Annotated in this window: 14 protein-coding genes; 5 read left to right on the top strand and 9 right to left on the bottom strand. The window is 65.2% G+C overall.

Going from position 1 to position 15,887, the window contains the following annotated elements:
• The first annotated feature begins 39 nt into the window (after positions 1-39).
• Positions 40-807: a deoxyribonuclease IV gene (locus MP11Mi_RS07915; protein ID WP_420041740.1), complete on the top strand. Its 768-nt coding sequence runs from the start codon at positions 40-42 to the stop codon at positions 805-807.
• 149 nt (positions 808-956) lie between these two features.
• Positions 957-2,783, top strand: coding sequence for an acyl-CoA dehydrogenase (locus tag MP11Mi_RS07910; RefSeq protein ID WP_420041739.1), 1,827 nt, complete (start codon positions 957-959; stop codon positions 2,781-2,783).
• Positions 2,784-2,876: 93 nt separating this feature from the next.
• Here MP11Mi_RS07910 and MP11Mi_RS07905 read toward each other — a convergent pair whose 3' ends face one another.
• Positions 2,877-3,188, bottom strand: coding sequence for an ArsR/SmtB family transcription factor (locus tag MP11Mi_RS07905; protein WP_420041738.1), 312 nt, complete (start codon positions 3,186-3,188; stop codon positions 2,877-2,879).
• Between the two features lie 144 nt (positions 3,189-3,332).
• On the opposite strand from MP11Mi_RS07905, the gene MP11Mi_RS07900 reads away from it, so the two are divergent.
• Entirely contained in the window at positions 3,333-4,610 is a 1,278-nt protein-coding gene (locus MP11Mi_RS07900) for an MFS transporter (protein WP_420041737.1), read from the top strand.
• Here the strand turns inward: MP11Mi_RS07900 and MP11Mi_RS07895 are convergent.
• The 6 genes from MP11Mi_RS07895 to MP11Mi_RS07870 form a co-directional block, all read right to left on the bottom strand.
• Positions 4,581-5,096, bottom strand: coding sequence for a glycine cleavage system transcriptional repressor (locus MP11Mi_RS07895; protein ID WP_420041736.1), 516 nt, complete (start codon positions 5,094-5,096; stop codon positions 4,581-4,583). The two genes, MP11Mi_RS07900 and MP11Mi_RS07895, sit on opposite strands and share 30 nt — an antisense overlap.
• 94 nt (positions 5,097-5,190) lie before the next feature.
• Positions 5,191-5,967, bottom strand: a complete 777-nt coding sequence (locus MP11Mi_RS07890; RefSeq protein ID WP_420041735.1) for an SDR family NAD(P)-dependent oxidoreductase — start codon at positions 5,965-5,967, stop codon at positions 5,191-5,193.
• Between the two features lie 84 nt (positions 5,968-6,051).
• Positions 6,052-7,746 carry a VanW family protein gene (locus MP11Mi_RS07885; RefSeq protein ID WP_420041734.1) on the bottom strand — a complete coding sequence of 565 codons (1,695 nt, stop codon included), beginning with the start codon at positions 7,744-7,746 and terminating at the stop codon, positions 6,052-6,054.
• 142 nt (positions 7,747-7,888) lie between these two features.
• Positions 7,889-8,356, bottom strand: a complete 468-nt coding sequence (locus MP11Mi_RS07880) for a MarR family winged helix-turn-helix transcriptional regulator (protein WP_420041733.1) — start codon at positions 8,354-8,356, stop codon at positions 7,889-7,891.
• A complete protein-coding gene (locus MP11Mi_RS07875) occupies positions 8,356-9,951 on the bottom strand; it encodes an MFS transporter (protein WP_420041732.1) in 1,596 nt (531 codons plus the stop codon). The genes MP11Mi_RS07880 and MP11Mi_RS07875 overlap by 1 nt, the downstream gene beginning before the upstream one ends.
• A gap of 247 nt (positions 9,952-10,198) precedes the next feature.
• Entirely contained in the window at positions 10,199-11,542 is a 1,344-nt protein-coding gene (locus MP11Mi_RS07870; RefSeq protein ID WP_420712854.1) for an acetyl-CoA C-acetyltransferase, read from the bottom strand.
• A gap of 149 nt (positions 11,543-11,691) precedes the next feature.
• On the opposite strand from MP11Mi_RS07870, the gene MP11Mi_RS07865 reads away from it, so the two are divergent.
• On the top strand, positions 11,692-13,053 hold the full coding sequence (locus MP11Mi_RS07865; protein ID WP_420041730.1) for a 3-oxoacyl-ACP reductase: 1,362 nt from the start codon (positions 11,692-11,694) through the stop codon (positions 13,051-13,053).
• The gene (locus tag MP11Mi_RS07860) at positions 13,053-13,934 is read left to right on the top strand and encodes a MaoC/PaaZ C-terminal domain-containing protein (protein WP_420712853.1); all 882 of its coding nucleotides are present in this window, start codon (positions 13,053-13,055) and stop codon (positions 13,932-13,934) included. The genes MP11Mi_RS07865 and MP11Mi_RS07860 overlap by 1 nt, the downstream gene beginning before the upstream one ends.
• Positions 13,935-14,026: 92 nt before the next feature.
• On the opposite strand, the gene MP11Mi_RS07855 is transcribed toward MP11Mi_RS07860, so the two are convergent.
• Positions 14,027-14,641: a TetR/AcrR family transcriptional regulator gene (locus tag MP11Mi_RS07855; RefSeq protein ID WP_420041729.1), complete on the bottom strand. Its 615-nt coding sequence runs from the start codon at positions 14,639-14,641 to the stop codon at positions 14,027-14,029.
• A 29-nt stretch (positions 14,642-14,670) separates the two neighbouring features.
• Positions 14,671-15,849 (bottom strand): glycoside hydrolase family 3 N-terminal domain-containing protein, encoded by a 1,179-nt coding sequence (locus MP11Mi_RS07850; protein WP_420041728.1) that lies wholly within the window; start codon positions 15,847-15,849, stop codon positions 14,671-14,673.
• Positions 15,850-15,887 lie beyond the last annotated feature (38 nt).

Genomic DNA, 15,887 nt, shown 5'->3' with positions numbered 1-15,887 from the left:
ACGGAGTGAGCCTGGGTGGCGAGCACCTATCGTTGACTCATGCGTATCGGAGCCCACCTTCGTCAGGACGAGAATCCCGTCGCCACCGCGAACGAGCTCGGGATCGACATCTTTCAGATGTTCGTGACCGACCCGCAAAGTTGGACGAAGCCGCAGCCACACCCGCATGCCGCGTCGATCCGCGAAGCGCCGATCGACGTCGTGGTGCATTCGAGCTACCAGATCAATGTCGCCAGCCTGAACAATCGTCTGCGCATGCCGTCCCGCAAGGCCGTCGAGCAGCAGGCGGACGCTGCTAAGGACCTCGGAGCGATCGGCCTCGTCGTCCACGGTGGACATCTTCGTGACGGGGAGGACGCTGCCGAGGGTTTCGCCAACTGGCGCAAGCTGTTCGATCGACAATCCGACAAGGGCGGTTTCGGCGTCCCGATCTTGATCGAGAACACGGCGGGCGGATCGCATGCGATGGCGCGCACGCTGGAGTCGATTGAGCGCTTATGGGACGCGGTCGGCGACTACGACCAGGCCGGATTCTGCCTGGACACCTGCCATGCATGGGCGGGCGGCGAAGACCTCATCGGCCTCGTCGAACGGATCAAGGCGATCACCGGACGCATCGACCTGATCCATCTCAACAATTCGCGGGACGAGTTCGACTCGGGTCGCGACCGGCACGCGAACATCGAGTCGGGACACATCGCCCCTGACGTCCTGGTGGAGTTGATGAAGACGGCCGGCGCACCCGGCGTGCTGGAGACACCGTCGGACGGCGTCGCCGACGACCTGGCGTACCTGCGCAGCCACTGAACAGCGAACGCTGCGACATCCGCTTGCATTTGTTAGCGGGACCACACCCGTCTGCAGTTGCCTCCGCAAGTATCGAGCGATAATCTGTCATAGTTACCGGCAAGTAACATAGCCGGACAGCCTCTCAATTATCGGTTAGGAACGTTCTCATGGGCCATTACAAGTCCAACCTCCGCGATCTGCACTTCAACCTCTTCGAGATGTACGAACTCGACAAGGTTCTCGAGTCCGGACAGTTCGGCGACCTCGATCACGAGACCGCAGTCGACATGCTCCGCGAGGTCAAGAACCTGTCCGAGGGCGTCATCGCCGACTCGTTCACCGACGCTGACCGCAACCCGCCGGTGTTCGACCCGAAGGAGCACAGCGTCACCGTTCCGGAGACGTTCGCGAAGTCGTATCACGCATTCATCGACGCAGGCTGGGACAAGGTCGGCGTCGACGAGAAGCTGGGCGGTCTCCCGGCCCCTCGCTCGCTGTACTGGGCCCTCGGCGAGATGGTGCTCGGCGCCAACCCGCCGGTATTCATGTACGCGGCCGGTGCGGGCTTCTCGAACATCTTCTACGACAACGGCACCGATGAGCAGAAGAAGTGGGCTGAGATCTGCGCCGAGCGCGGCTGGGGCGCCACCATGGTGCTGACCGAGCCGGACGCGGGTTCGGACGTGGGCGCGGGCACCACCAAGGCGACCCGTCAGGAAGACGGCACCTGGCACATCGAGGGCGTGAAGCGCTTCATCACCTCGGCCGACCAGAATATGACCGAGAACATTTTCCACCTGGTATTGGCTCGCCCCGAGGGCGCCGGACCGGGCACGAAGGGCCTGTCGCTGTTCTTCGTCCCCAAGTTCCACTTCGACCACGAGACCGGTGAGCTGGGCGACCGCAATGGCGCTTTTGTCACCAACGTCGAACACAAGATGGGCATTAAGGCTTCGTCCACGTGTGAGGTTAGCTTCGGGCTGCACGGCACACCCGCCACGGGTTGGCTCGTCGGCGAGGTCCACTCGGGCATCGCCCAGATGTTCGACGTCATCGAGCACGCTCGAATGATGGTCGGCACTAAGGCCATCTCGACACTGTCGACCGGCTACCTGAACGCCCTCGAATACGCCAAGGAGCGTGTCCAGGGCGCTGATCTGACTCAGATGATGGACAAGGCCGCTCCGCGCGTGACCATCACTCACCACCCGGATGTGCGTCGCGCCCTCCTGACCCAGAAGGCCTACGCCGAAGGTCTGCGCGCCATCTACCTGTACACGGCATCGCACCAGGACCCCGCGGCCGCCGAGATCGTGTCAGGTGCCGACGCTGAGCTCGCGCACAAGGTGAACGACCTGCTGCTCCCGATCGTCAAGGGCGTCGGCTCCGAGCGCGCCTACGAGAAGCTCACCGAGTCGCTGCAGACCCTGGGCGGTTCGGGATTCCTGCAGGACTACCCGATCGAGCAGTACATCCGCGACTCGAAGATCGACTCCCTGTACGAAGGCACCACCGCCATCCAGGCGCAGGACTTCTTCTTCCGCAAGATCATCCGCGACAAGGGTCAGGCTCTGGCGCACGTCGCGGGCCAGGTCCAGCAGTTCATCGAGAGCGGCGAAGGCTTCGCCGACGAGCGTGCACTGCTCAAGACCGCGCTGGAGGACGTGCAGGCGATGGCTGCCAAGCTGACCAGCTGGCTGATGGCCGCACAGGAGGATCCCAAGCAGCTCTACCTCGTAGGAACTGCGTCAGTTCGCTTCCTGATGTCGGTCGGCGACCTGCTCGTCGGCTGGCTGCTGCTGCGTCAGGCCGTCGTCGCACAGGCCGCTCTCGACAGCGGAGCCACCGGTGCCGACGTCGCGTTCTACCAGGGCAAGATCACGACTGCCCGGTTCTTCGCGAAGAACATGCTCCCGCAGCTCACCGCGACCCGCCACATTGTCGAGAACAACGTCGACAACGAGCTCATGGAGCTCGACGAAGCCGCTTTCTGATCGGTCCTCACCAGCCGATTCGAAGCTGAGAAGAGAGCCCCCGCCGCGATCCGGTGGGGGCTCTCTTTGTCTGTCGGCCACACCGGCGCCGCCCTACGGAGCGGGCAGCGGGTGCGCCGCGGACAGCACCGCGGTGAGCAGTCCAGGATAGGCGGCGTCGACGTCGTCAGCGCGCAGCGCGTACGTCGCCCCCTGGCCCGCGGCGTGACGTACAACGATGCCGGCCTCTCTCAATATCTTGAAATGGTGGCTGGCCGTCGCCTTGCCGACGGTGTCATAGAGCGACGTGCACGAGAGTTCCCGTCCAGCATCATGCAACCGGCGCGCCATCTCCAGGCGCACCGGATCGGCGAGTGCGTTCAGGACGGTGTGCAGATCGGCGACCGACGTGTCGGCTGTGGTCATCAGAGTCTCTCCTCAGGCTGCTGTCTTTCCCACCGCATCAGTTTCTCCCACCATGTGAGTTTGATACCTATCGAACAGTCCGCTAGCGTCGATAGAGTTCGATCATTGTCGAACATACTCGAATCGCCGAAACAGAGGAGCATCGTGGTCACCGCAGTCGTCTTCGAAGATCCACGGTCGCACACCGCCCATCCCCAACCGTGGTCATTCGCACTGTTGCTCTCCCTGCTGGCGCTCGCACTCGGCGTGTCCGGCCTGCCGTCACCCTTGTACCCGCTGTACCAACAGCAATGGCACATGTCGCCGCTCGCGATCACCGTCGTCTTCGCGGTGTACGCGATCGGTGCGCTCAGTTCGGCACTCACCGTCGGCCCCATCTCCGACGCCGTCGGACGCAAGCCCGTCCTCATCGCCGCGCTCGTCGCGATCCTCGGAGGCCTCGGCCTCTTCCTGATCGCCCACGCCGAATGGGAACTGATCCTCGCGCGCCTCCTGCACGGAACTGCGATCGGCGCGATCACCGTCGTTGCAGGCGCCGCCCTCCTCGACGTCCGACCACACGGCGGCGCACGCAACGGGATGTTCAGCGGGATCGCCCTGAACGTCGGCATCGCCATCACCGTGTTCGGCGCGGCTGCGGCCGCACAATGGGCAGCCAATCCCCTCCGCGTCCCGTATGCGATCGTCGCCGCCGTCGTCGTCGTGATGCTCGCCGGCGTCGTCGCCCTCATCGAACCCCACAGCGAGAAGACGGGCGCACGGGTGCGTATCCAACGCCCCAGTGTGCCGACCGCCATCTCGACCGACTTCTGGTTCTCCGGAATCGGCATCATGAGCGCCTGGTCGGTGCTCGGCGTGTTCCTCAGCCTCTACCCGGCGCTCACCCAACACTCCACCGGCCACGACTCGATCATCTTCGTCGGCATAGTCGTCGCCGTGATGGCCGCCGCATCCGCCGCCTTCCAATGGGTCGGTGGACGGTTCGATCCGCGCTCATCCGCGATCGTCGGACATCTCGGTCTCATCGTGTCGCTCGGATGCGCGGTCTGGGCGCTCAACACCGGTTCGACGGTGTTCGTGATCGTCGACTCGATCGTGCTCGGCGCGACGTTCGGGCTCGCGTTCGGCGGATCGCTGCGCCACCTCACCAACGTGACGCCAGCCGATTCACGCGGAGCCGTGATGAGCGCCTACTACCTGCTCGGCTACCTCGCGATGGGAGTCCCGACTGTCATCGCAGGAGCCCTCTCGTCGAAGTACGGCGCGGCCGCGACATTCCCCTGGTTCGCGGGATCGGTATCGGCCGCGTGCCTCGGCGCGGCCATCCTCGGCGTCGTCGGCGCCCGAACAAACCCACCGCACTCGCTGACTGACGATCGTGTCCCGGACGACTCAGTCTCCGACGACGTCGAGATCCACTAGCAGTTCGGCGGCGATCGTCTCGAGGTCGTCACGGATGTCCACCGGGTCGCCTGTCGGCGGCACGAGGACGTCGATGGTCGCCTCGAACAGCAATCCGCCAGCCATCGGCGCCTCACGGGTCCCCGTTGTCATCTTCTCGATTGTGACGCCGCTGCGGCTCAACGCCGTCGACAGTTCGTGGACGATGCCCGCACGGTCAGTGCCGAGCACCTCGATGGTCAGTTCCGCCCACTCGCCGACGCGAGACTGCTCGCCGCCAGAGTGCACAGCCACTTCGAGGAGCCCGTCGAGTCCGGTGACGGCGGCGATCAGTTCGTCGGCGCGGTCAGCGGGGACCGCGACGGCGACGATGCCGGCGAACTTGCCTGCCAGCTGTGCGAGCTGACTCCGCTCCCAGTTGCCGCCGTTCCCGGCGACCGCGTCGGCAAGAGCCGACACGAGCCCGGGACGATCGTCGCCGATGACTGACAACACCAGATTCCGCATGCCGCAAGCGTATCGGGAGCGAAACAGTGATTCCCGCCGATCGGATCGATCGGCGGGAATCACTGTATTTTTCGGTCTGTCCGGAATCGAGATCTTACTTCGGTGGCATCCGGATGCCACCGTCGACGCGGATCACTTCGGCGTTCATGTACGAGTTGGTGATGAGCTCTTCCACCATGGACGCGAGCTCGTCCGGCACGCCGAGGCGCTTCGGGAACAGGACGCTCTCACCGAGCTTGGCCTTGAACGCCTCCGAGTCAGGGCCTTCACCGTAGATCGGAGTGTTGATCAGGCCCGGCGCGATGCAGTTGACGCGGACACCGATGGCCGACAGGTCACGTGCGACCGGCAGGGTCATGCCGACGACGCCGCCCTTCGACGACGAGTAAGCGGCCTGACCGATCTGGCCGTCGAAGGCGGCAACGCTAGCGAGGTTGACGATCGCACCGCGCTCGCCGTCTTCGTTCGGCTCGTTGCGGCCCATCGCGGTCGCTGCGAGCCGAACCGAGTCGAAAGTACCGACCAGGTTGATCGCGATGACCTTCTTGTACAGGTCCAGGTTGTGGGCGGACGCGAATTCGCCGTCACGACCGACGGTGCGCTGCGCCCAACCGATGCCTGCCGAGTTGACGACAGCTTTCAACGGGCCGAGTTCGACGGCTTTGTTGACGGCCGCTTCGATCTGCTCAGTGTCGGTGACGTCGACGGTGACGAAGACGCCGCCGATCTCCTTGGCGAGGGCTTCGCCGTCCTCAGCCTTGAGGTCGGCGATGACGACCTTGGCGCCACGTGCGGCAAGACGACGGGCAGATGCCGCGCCGATACCCGACGCGCCTCCGGTGACGATTGCACTTGCTCCAGTTAGTTCCATGGTCGGAGCTTAACGAATCAGTGACCGGCGACACGGGTCGGGTATGCAACTCGGTGCACGGGCAGCACGTGCATTGCGCACCGGCTATCGGCACCGCACGACCGGCTCGGGCGCGTACTTCACGGTCCGCGTGTGCCGGTACGTCTCCTTGCCGGTCTTGTGGTCGGAGATGATCCGCGTATTCGAGGCGGTGAAGCCGCCAGCGCCACCGCTCGGGACGCACTCGTCGCCAGCGGGGACGTTCACGACTTCCGGTGACGTCGCGTCGGTCCGGGGCCCGGTCACCGATTCGACATCGACAGTCTTCGTGCTCCACATGCGCACCGTGATACTCGACGCCGACCACTGCGTCTCGATGTACACGCCGTGCTTCGTGTCGTTCTTGAACTGAAGGTCGATCAGGCCTTCGAACACTGTCGCCTCGCGCGCTTCGGGGTACCGCGAAATGTAATAGGCATGCTCGGTGTGCCCCGCGTCCTCGAGACCGGCAAAATAGGCAGCGTTGTAAAGCGTCGTCGCGAATTGGGAGATTCCGCCGCCCACCGCGTTCGACGGTCGACCATGGTCGATGATCCCCGACTCGACGTAGCCCTGGGCGGTGCCGCGGGGACCGGTGTACCCGTTGAGCGAGAAGGTCTTCCCCGGCAGTACGACAGCGCCGTCGACCTTTTCCGCGACGAGTCGGATGTTTTCGCCTGACGGCCCGCTGAAACCGCCCGTCGTGAACTCGGAAACCACCTCGTGAACCCCGAGTTTACGAGCAGCCACGGTGTCAAGCGACGGCTTGAGTACCCGGTACGGGAGTTTTTCGGCGCGATCCTCTTCGGTGACCGCGGCGACGGCGATTGTCGAGGCCGTCTTGTTCCAATTGACTCGGGCGCCGTCGCTGGACGCAACGACGCGCGGCGATCCGCCCGACAGCCGGAAGGTGGCGTCGACCGGTTCGGATTCGGTGGTTGCGGTCCGGTCGCCGAGCACCTTCTTCGACTCTGAGGCGTCGACGTGCGGTTTCAGGCCACCCTTGCCGTCGGCGACGAACGTCACGAGGCCGCCGAGTTCGCGGCGGCTCACCGAGATCGTCTCGCCGCGGCCGTCGAGGCGGACCGGAGACGCCGTGACCGTCTGCGCCTGATCGGCGACCACAGCATCGACGGTCTGCGCCGACACCGTCGGCGAGAACGGCTCCATCGCAAGATCGATCGGTCCGCCCACCAGCCAGTCGTCTTCAACGGCCTGCAGCGCCGCGTCACGGTCGATGCGCATACCCTTGGCCGGATAATCGGCAACCGGAGTGATCCCGTCGAAGTGGACTCCGCCTTCGACGGCAGCCTTCTCGAGAACCGACTTCTGCTTGTCGAGTTCGGCGTCGAAGGCGGCGCGGTCGATGCGGACCACGGGATGAACGTCTTGGTGGCGGCCGAACAGCGCGGCCAGCCTGGTGACCGGGTTCCGGGGCTGCACCTTGATTGCGTCGAGGGTGGCGTCGACATCGAATCGGGCGCCGAGCGCCGCCGGGTCGATGGATGCCGTCCCCGACGATGTCCGCACCGTGATCGGTCCGTGCGATACGACGTCGAGTCTGCTGAGGATCTCGCGTGCTTGCGCGTCGGTCTTGTTCCCGAGATCGAACTCGGCGATGTGGACGCCGCGCGCCGTCTTGCCGTGTCCGAGCGCGATGTCGAGAGCGAACCCAAGGCCGACGAGGAGGATCGCGGCGAGGAGTCCTCGCACGATCCACCATCTGGCGCCCGCGCGGCGTTCGCGTCGTCGTAAAGTCACAGCAGCTTGATCATATGCGGATAGCAAGACTCCGGCTGAACCGCCGGGTCGGGGGTCTGGCGGTTCAGCCGGAGCTATCTGGTCTATAGATCGGCGACCCGTAGGCGTTACACGTTCGCCGAAACTTTTCTATGGACCAGTCTCATTCAGTGCTTTTGTCGTCGCCGTCGTCGACCATCGCGTTGAGGACCCGCCACAACGAATCGATCATAATGGCCTTCTCGGCGTCGTCGAGAACGGTGAGGAAGGTCTCCGTCAAATCCCCGAACCGCGCACGTGCTGCGTGCGTCGCAGTCCTGCCCTTGTCGGTCAGGTGGTGGCCCATTGCGCGGCCGCCGAGCGATTCGCGGCGCACCATCCCGCATTCGGTGAGCCTGGTGAGGATCTGGCTCACCGCCTGAGGCGTCGTATGGGTGGCTTCCGCGAGTTCGCACCCGGTGCTGCCGGGCAGCTCGTCGATCGCGGCCAGTACGGGGATCTGCGCCTGCGACAGCCCGAGCTCCACCAGGTCCGGGAAGGAGCGGCGAGACAACGCCAAGTTGAGGTCCCGAATCATCAACGCGAACTTCAACCCCGGTTCGGTTGCGGCCCCCGAGAACAGCCTGGTCATCAGACTCGCACCGGCTCTTCGACATCGGGTTTGCGGGCGGCCACGCGCAGCACCGCGCAACCGATGGCCAACGCACAGAAGACCACGGCAGCGGCGACCGCCGAGAGGCTGAATCCGTGCGCCTGCGCCGCGCTCAACGCGTCGTGCAGCCCGAGTTCGGGGAACTGCGACTGTGCGACGGCTCCACCGTGCTGCACTCCCTGCTCATCGACGATCTCTTGGACGACCGCCGCCGATTTCTCATCGACTCCTGCGTCGAACAGCTTGTCGGGCAGCGCGCTGAGCGCCCACGACGCGGACAGGATCGAGAAGACGGCCGGGCCGAGTGCGCCGCCGGTCTGCCGGACGGCATTGATCGCGGCGCTCGCCATGCCCGCCTGACGGAAGGGGACGGCGTTGACTGCTGCCGCGGTGACGGTGGCGAGCACCCCGCCGATACCGATGCCCGCGAGGACTAGCCGCAGATCGGCTTGCCACACCGGTGCCGCCGAGTCGATGAACGACAGGAACACCATGGCGAGTCCGGTCCATCCACAGGCCGCGGCGAGCACGCTCTGCGCGTTGAGCCGCCGCAGCGCACGGCCAGCGATGTTCGACCCGACGACCGATCCACCGATCAGGAAGATGTACCGGTTCGCCACCTCGATCGGGCTTAGGTCGAGGGCGCTGAAGTAGAGCGCGAGACCGAAGTTGACGCCGAGGTAGGCGAACATGGCGATCGCGGCGACCAGAGCGGACATCGAGAAGGTGACGTTGGAGAACACGCGGAGGTCGAGCAGCGGTGCGTCCGACCGCAGTTCGACCGTGATGAAGCCGCCGATCGCGACCACTGCGACGATGAGTCCGATGATCGCTTTAGGGTTCGAGAACCCGTCGGCTCCGCCGACGATCACCGCGTAGACCAGTGCGGCGACGCCGACGGCCGTGAGGATCTGTCCGGCGACGTCCATCCGACCGGTCGTGACTCCTCGACTCTCCGGCACCAGCCGGACACCGAATGCAAGGAGCAGCGCAGATGCGACGACGACCGGGATGAACAGCCAATACCACGCCAGCACGTCGAGGATGGCGGCCGAGAGGTAGACGGCGACCGCCATCGCCCCCATCATCGCTCCCGACCATGCGGCGATGAGCACGGCGCGACGCCGGTGATCGGGTTCGGTAACACTGATGATCGCCAACGTCGTCGGGATCAGCGCAGCGGCGCCCGTGCCTGCGAGACCTTGCCCGATCCAGATGAAGTAGATGGCCGCGTCGCCGTCGACGAGGCCTGCCGAGGTCGCGACGAGTCCGCCGAGCATCGCGAGCACGAGACCGATGATCAGGACTCGTCGGCGGCCCCACTTTTCGGCCCATGCGCCGAAGGCGAGGATGAGCGCGGCCATCGGCAAGACGAGCATCGAGACGACCCATTCCAGGTCCGATGCGCTCGCCTGGGTCTCCTTGGCGATCGCCGACAGTCCCACGGTCGCCGCCATGATCGGCAGGTAGCCGACAAAGATGCCTGCACAGGCCACCGCGGCGACAACAGCCGTTCGCGGTCGCGGCTTCTCAACGATCCCAGGTGGCGCAGTCGCCTCGTTCTTCACACTCATGGAGTCATTGAATCAAGGACTTGATTCGCGGCGCCAACGGAGGCGCTCCAATGTGATGAACGATACTCAGAGGCCGCGAAAGAGTAAGGCGGTCAAGCCGCGTTGACGCATCCTCGTTTTCTGCTGCCCCAAGCTCAATGCGCCTTAGCAGCCTGCGCGGAGGCTGCTAAGGCGCATTGAGAGTGCGACGAGAGAACCGAGCATGCGGCAACGGAGTTGAGGCTGCTCGACGTCGGTGAAGGTCCGATCAGCCTTCGACGATGGCGGTGACGCCTTGACCGCCCGCGGCACAGATCGAGACGAGAGCGCGGCCGCCGCCGTTCTCCTTGATCTGCTTGGCCGCCTGGGCGATGATCCGACCGCCGGTCGCGGCGAATGGGTGGCCAGCCGCGAGCGACGAGCCGTTCACGTTCAGCTTGCTGCGGTCGATCGCGCCGAGCGGCTTGTCCAGGCCGAGACGATCACGGCAGTAGTCCTCGGACTCCCACGCACTGAGCGTGGCGAGCACGACGGATGCGAACGCTTCGTGAATCTCGTAGAAGTCGAAGTCCTGCAGGGTGAGGCCATTGCGCTCAAGCAGACGCGGCACAGCATAGGTCGGAGCCATGAGCAGTCCGTCGGGGCCGTTGACGTAGTCGACTGCCGCGGTCTCCGTGTCGCGCAGGTACGCCAGGACCGGCAGCTTGTGCTCCGCGGCCCACTCGTCGCTGGCGAGCAGGACAGTCGACGCGCCGTCGGTCAGCGGGGTCGAGTTGCCCGCGGTCATCGTGGCGTCGCCGAGTCCGACACCAAACACCGGCTTGAGGGTGGCGAGCTTCTCCACCGACGAATTCGGGCGGAGATTCTCGTCCCGCGTCAGACCCATAAACGGGGTCACCAGGTCGTCGAAGAACCCGCGGTCGTATGCGGCGCCCATCTTCTGATGGCTGGCCGCGGCCAGCTCGTCCTGATCCTCGCGCTTGACGCCAAACTCCTTGGCGGTGATCGCGGCGTGATCGCCCATCGACATGCCAGTGCGGGGCTCACCGTTGCGCGGAATCTCGATGCCGAGCTTAGTCGCGAGACCGATGGCGGCCTTGATGCGGTCGGCTGTGCTCTTGGCGCGGTTCACCTCGAGCATCTGGCGACGCATCTCTTCGGACACACCGATCGGTGCGTCCGACGTGGTGTCGACTCCGCCGCCCACCGCGACGTCGTAGCGTCCCGAGGCGATGCCGTCGCCCACTGCGGCGATGGCCTGCAAGCCCGTGCCGCACGCCTGCTGGAGGTCGAACGCCGGGGTGTAGGCCGAGAGGCCGGAGCCGAGGACCGACTCGCGGATCAGGTTGAAGTCACGCGAGTGCTTGAGGACGGCGCCGCCTGCCACCATGCCGAGCTGTTCGCCCTGCAGGTTGAAGCGACTGACCAGACCCTGGAGAGCCGCGGTGAACATCTCCTGGTTGCTCGCGGTCGCATACGCACGGTCCTGCCGGGCGAACGGGATGCGGTTGCCGCCAAGGATGGCGACCGGGCGCAGCTGACGGGTTTCTGGCTTGCGGGGCGTGTACGAGGCCACGTGCTCTCCTGTGATCGGACCGACTGTTGTCAACATTCTTACTCCCGAGTAAGTTGTTTGTCGACCTCAGTGATCTGCGTCGATCGTCACAGCACCAGTTTCTGTGCGGGCGACGGTTCGACGCCTACGGTCACCACAGAAGGTATCGACTCGAAATAGTCACCGACCTATCAAAGGAGTCAGTCGTGGCAGGCAACACAGACCTCTATTCGTCTTTCGTGAACTCGGGCCCCGGCGGTTTCATCGCCAGCCGCGTCGGCCTCCCCCAGCCGCCTCACCTGCGCCGTTACTCGGCGACGCAGCCTCCGCTCGGCGGCCCCGTCCTGCTCGGCGGCTCAGGCCGTCTCGTCGAACCGATTCGCGAGATCCTGTCTGCGGGCGACGACTACCAGCTGGTCGAGAACAACGCCGGCGGACGCAGCGCCGACAAGCTCGGTGCCGCCGTCTTCGACGCGACCGGCATCAGCAAGCCCGCCGAACTCGAGCAGTTGTTCGAGTTCTACACGCCGATCATGCGCTCGACCGGCAACTCGGCACGCTTCGTCGTCCTCGGCACCACCCCCGAACTCGCGAAGACGCCCGACGCTCAGGTCGCTCAGCGCGCCCTCGAAGGCTTCACCCGTTCGCTCGGCAAGGAGCTCCGCAACGGCGCGACCGCGCAGCTCGTCTACGTGTCACCGAAGGCCAAGGCCGGCCTGTCAGGCGTCGAGTCGACGCTGCGCTTCCTGCTCTCGGGCAAGTCGGCGTACGTCGACGCCCAGGTGATCCGGATCGGTGCCGACGATGGCGCCGCGATCGAGAACTGGGACAAGCCGCTCGCGGGCAAGGTCGCCCTGGTCACTGGTGCCGCGCGCGGCATCGGTGCAACGATCGCCGAGGTACTCGCCCGAGACGGCGCCCACGTGATCGCCGCCGACATCCCGGCCGCGGGCGAAGCGCTGTCGGAGACGGCGAACAAAGTCGGCGGCACCGCGTTGCCGCTCGACGTGACCGCTGAGGATGCTGGCGCCAAGGTCGCCGAGCACGTCTTGGAGCGCCACAACGGCTTGGACATCATCGTGAACAACGCGGGCATTACCCGCGACAAGCTGCTCGCCAACATGGACTCGGGGCGCTGGAACTCGGTCATCGGCGTCAACCTGATCGCACCGCAGGCCCTCGTGAACGAGCTCGTGGAGCGCAAGGCGCTCAACTCCGGGGGCGCCGTCATCGACGTCTCGTCGATCGCGGGCATCGCGGGCAACCGTGGACAGACCAACTACGGCACCTCGAAGGCCGGCGTCATCGGCGTGGTAAACGCGTACGCCCCGATCCTCGCGAAGCAGGGCATCACGATCAACGCCGTCGCACCGGGCTTCATCGAGACGGCGATGACCGCCGCCATCCCACTGGCGACTCGCGAGGCCGGACGCCGCATGAACTCGGTCCAGCAGGGCGGCCAGACAGTCGACGTCGCCGAGACCGTCGCCTACTTCGCCAACCCCGCCAGCAACGCGGTGACCGGCAACGTCGTGCGGGTGTGCGGCCAGAGCCTGCTGGGCGCCTGATGTCGACCGTCACCCTCACTGCAGTTCCTGGGCCTGCGACGATCTATCCGAAAGCAGTCAGCGCGATGCTGCCGGTGATCGGCAAGCCCGCGAAGGTCGCAGCGGACGCCAGCCTGCCCGACACGGTCTTCCGGCTCGAGAACATTCGGATCGATCGCGACGACCTGCAGAAGTACTGTCACACCACGGGACTGCCGTTCGGCGCGACCGTCCCGGTCACGTACTTGTTCGTTCTGTCGTTCCCGCTCGCGATGACCGTGATGGTCGACCCGAAGTTCCCTTTGGGAGCGATCGGTTCGGTGCACATCGAGAACACGATCGAGCGGTTCCGCGCGATTGGTGTCGACGAGCCATTGACCGTCGCGACCCACGCGGAGCACCTGCGTGAGCACCGTAAGGGCATGGTCGTCGACATGGTCTCGGAGTTCTTCGTGGGCACCGAACGCGTGGCGGTCCAGACCAGCACGTTCCTCAAGCAGCAGCGGACCAGCCTGTCCGACGGCGAACGTGGACCGGCACCGAAGGAGACCACCCCGCCGCCGCCCGATCGCATCGTGTCGGTCGACCTGGGCCTGATCCGCAAGTACGCGGACGCGTCCGGCGACCGGAACCCGATCCATATGGCCGACCTGTCGGCCAAGGCGTTCGGCTTCTCTAAGGCGATCGCACACGGCATGTGGTCGGCGGCCACGGCTCTGGCGAACATCGAGGGCTCGCTTGCCGGTGCCGTCACCTACACGGTGCGGTTCGGCAAGCCGATCCTGTTGCCAGCCAAGGTCAACGCCTACACCGAATCTGTCGAGGGCGGGTACGACGTGTCGCTACTCAACCGACGCAAGGGCTACCCGCATCTGACGGGAACGGTCCGTCTGCGCGACTGATCCGCACAAGCTGAAACGACTTCGGCACTTTCTTTCGGCCCCACGCCGATAGAAAGTGCCGAAGTCGTTTCAGGCGCTTGGCCTCACGTGATTCAGCCTTCGTCACCGAGTGTCGAACCGACGCCGACGAGGCCGCGCCAGGTGATACTCAGAAGCAGATCGGTCGCGTCGTCGAGGTCGATGTCGCCGTCAGAGATTCGGTCAGCAACCGCTTCGCCTGCGCCAACCAGCGCGACCGCCGTCAATTCGAAGTCGATGTCGCGCGCACGTTCCACTGTGGTGCCGCGACGGATGAGGTCGGTGATCATCCGAGTGATCCCCTGACGGCTCTCCGTGACGACGTCGGCGAACGCCGCAGTACCGACCGACACCCGATACAGGACGCGCCACGACTGCGCATTCTCGTACACGAAGCGCAAGAACTCGCGGACCAGCGTCCGCGCCTGCTCACGCTGCCGTAGTTCGGGATCGAAGCCCGCACTCATCGCTTCCATGAAACGGCCGGACTCGCGGGCGATGCACGCACTGAACAGTTCGTCCTTGGAACCGTAGTAGAGGTACAGCATCGGCTTGGAGATGTCAGCCTGAGCAGCGATGGCATCCATCGAACTGTCGGAGTACCCGTGCTCGGAGAACACGGCGATCGCCGCGTCCAACATCTGCTGTTCGCGGACTGCACGGGGCAGCCGCTTCGTCCCGCTCGCCATACCCAGAACTTACCATTGGGTAAGTTGCGTCAGCAGGTAATCGCACCCTTAGCCCGCAGAATCCGGACGACTGACTGGTCGACGCGCTTCGTGGACAGCTTCTTATCGGCGACGGCCTTCTCGAGCGAATCGAGTACGGATCCGACCTTATCGGTGCTCAGCCACAATGCGACGTCGGACCCCGCGTTGATCGCCTTTCGGACGGCGATCTCGATCGGGTACTTCTCACTGATCGCCTTCATTCCCGACAGATCATCGGAGAACACCACACCGTTGAACGGGACGCCGCCGTACCGCTTGCCATTGCGGAGCATTCCGATCGCCCGCGGGCTGATGCTCGCAGGCGTCTCCGAACCGGTCAGTCCCGGGACTATCAGGTGGCCGACCATCACGCCGACGTCGCCCGGATCCTTCAACAGCGTTTTGTAGGGAACGAGGTCCTTCTCCACGAGTCGGCCGATCGGCGGCGTCTTGACGTTGCCGGTGTGCGAGTCGCCGGACCCGTGACCGTGTCCGGGGAAGTGCTTGTAGACAGGCATGATCCCGGCGTCTTGCAGGCCCTTCGCGAACGCGCCCGCGTACTCGGTGACTACTGCCGGATCGTCCGAGAACGACCGGTCGCCGATCACTTCGTCATCCGGCTGGTCGCTGACGTCGGCGCTCGGCGCGAAGTCGACCGTGATGCCCAGCTTCTTCATCTTCTCGCCCGCATCCTTCGCGAGCACGCGGACCTGAGCAGGCGTCTTAGTCTTTGCCAGAACGCGCGCCGACGGCATGTCGATGCCGAGCTTCGCGAGGCGACTCACCCGGCCGCCCTCCTGGTCGACGGTCACCATCAGGGGATATTTCTGCGCCTTCGAGAGCTTGCTCACGGAACCGTCAGAGAGCATCCCGAGGTCGCTCCAGCTGCCGACGAACACGCCGCCGATATGCTCGTCCGACACCACTTGCTTGGCGTCGGCAGCTCCGGTAACTCCCACGACGAGAAGCTGAGCGAGCTTGTCGCGCAACGACATCGACTTCAAGTCGGACGCCCCGCACGCCTGCGGCGCCGATGTACTCGCCGCGGTCGACGACGGACTCGACGATGTGACCGCGGCCGTCGGCGATGTCGGCGGCGCGGCGTCCGGGTCGGAACTGCTGCAGGCCGACGCCGACAACAGCACGGCGGACGCGACGACGGCGGTGAGACGGCGGTGTGCACGCATGCGACCAGTTTCGCACGACCGGCCGACTGTTCTCGGGT

Origin of the sequence: Gordonia abscondita (assembly GCF_032711245.1) — a bacterium.
Taxonomy (GTDB): Bacteria; Actinomycetota; Actinomycetes; order Mycobacteriales; family Mycobacteriaceae; genus Gordonia.
The sequence above is the reverse complement of the archived record's forward strand: the minus strand, read 5'-3'. Positions and strand labels throughout refer to the sequence as shown.

Coding starts and splice junctions, on each gene's coding strand:
- MP11Mi_RS07915 (WP_420041740.1), top strand. CDS start 40: ATGCGTATCGGAGCCCACCTTCGTCAGGACGAGAATCCCGTCGCCACC.
- MP11Mi_RS07910 (WP_420041739.1), top strand. CDS start 957: ATGGGCCATTACAAGTCCAACCTCCGCGATCTGCACTTCAACCTCTTC.
- MP11Mi_RS07905 (WP_420041738.1), bottom strand. CDS start 3,188: ATGACCACAGCCGACACGTCGGTCGCCGATCTGCACACCGTCCTGAAC.
- MP11Mi_RS07895 (WP_420041736.1), bottom strand. CDS start 5,096: ATGCGGAATCTGGTGTTGTCAGTCATCGGCGACGATCGTCCCGGGCTC.
- MP11Mi_RS07890 (WP_420041735.1), bottom strand. CDS start 5,967: ATGGAACTAACTGGAGCAAGTGCAATCGTCACCGGAGGCGCGTCGGGT.
- MP11Mi_RS07880 (WP_420041733.1), bottom strand. CDS start 8,356: ATGACCAGGCTGTTCTCGGGGGCCGCAACCGAACCGGGGTTGAAGTTC.
- MP11Mi_RS07875 (WP_420041732.1), bottom strand. CDS start 9,951: ATGAGTGTGAAGAACGAGGCGACTGCGCCACCTGGGATCGTTGAGAAG.
- MP11Mi_RS07870 (WP_420712854.1), bottom strand. CDS start 11,542: ATGTTGACAACAGTCGGTCCGATCACAGGAGAGCACGTGGCCTCGTAC.
- MP11Mi_RS07860 (WP_420712853.1), top strand. CDS start 13,053: ATGTCGACCGTCACCCTCACTGCAGTTCCTGGGCCTGCGACGATCTAT.
- MP11Mi_RS07855 (WP_420041729.1), bottom strand. CDS start 14,641: ATGGCGAGCGGGACGAAGCGGCTGCCCCGTGCAGTCCGCGAACAGCAG.
- MP11Mi_RS07850 (WP_420041728.1), bottom strand. CDS start 15,849: ATGCGTGCACACCGCCGTCTCACCGCCGTCGTCGCGTCCGCCGTGCTG.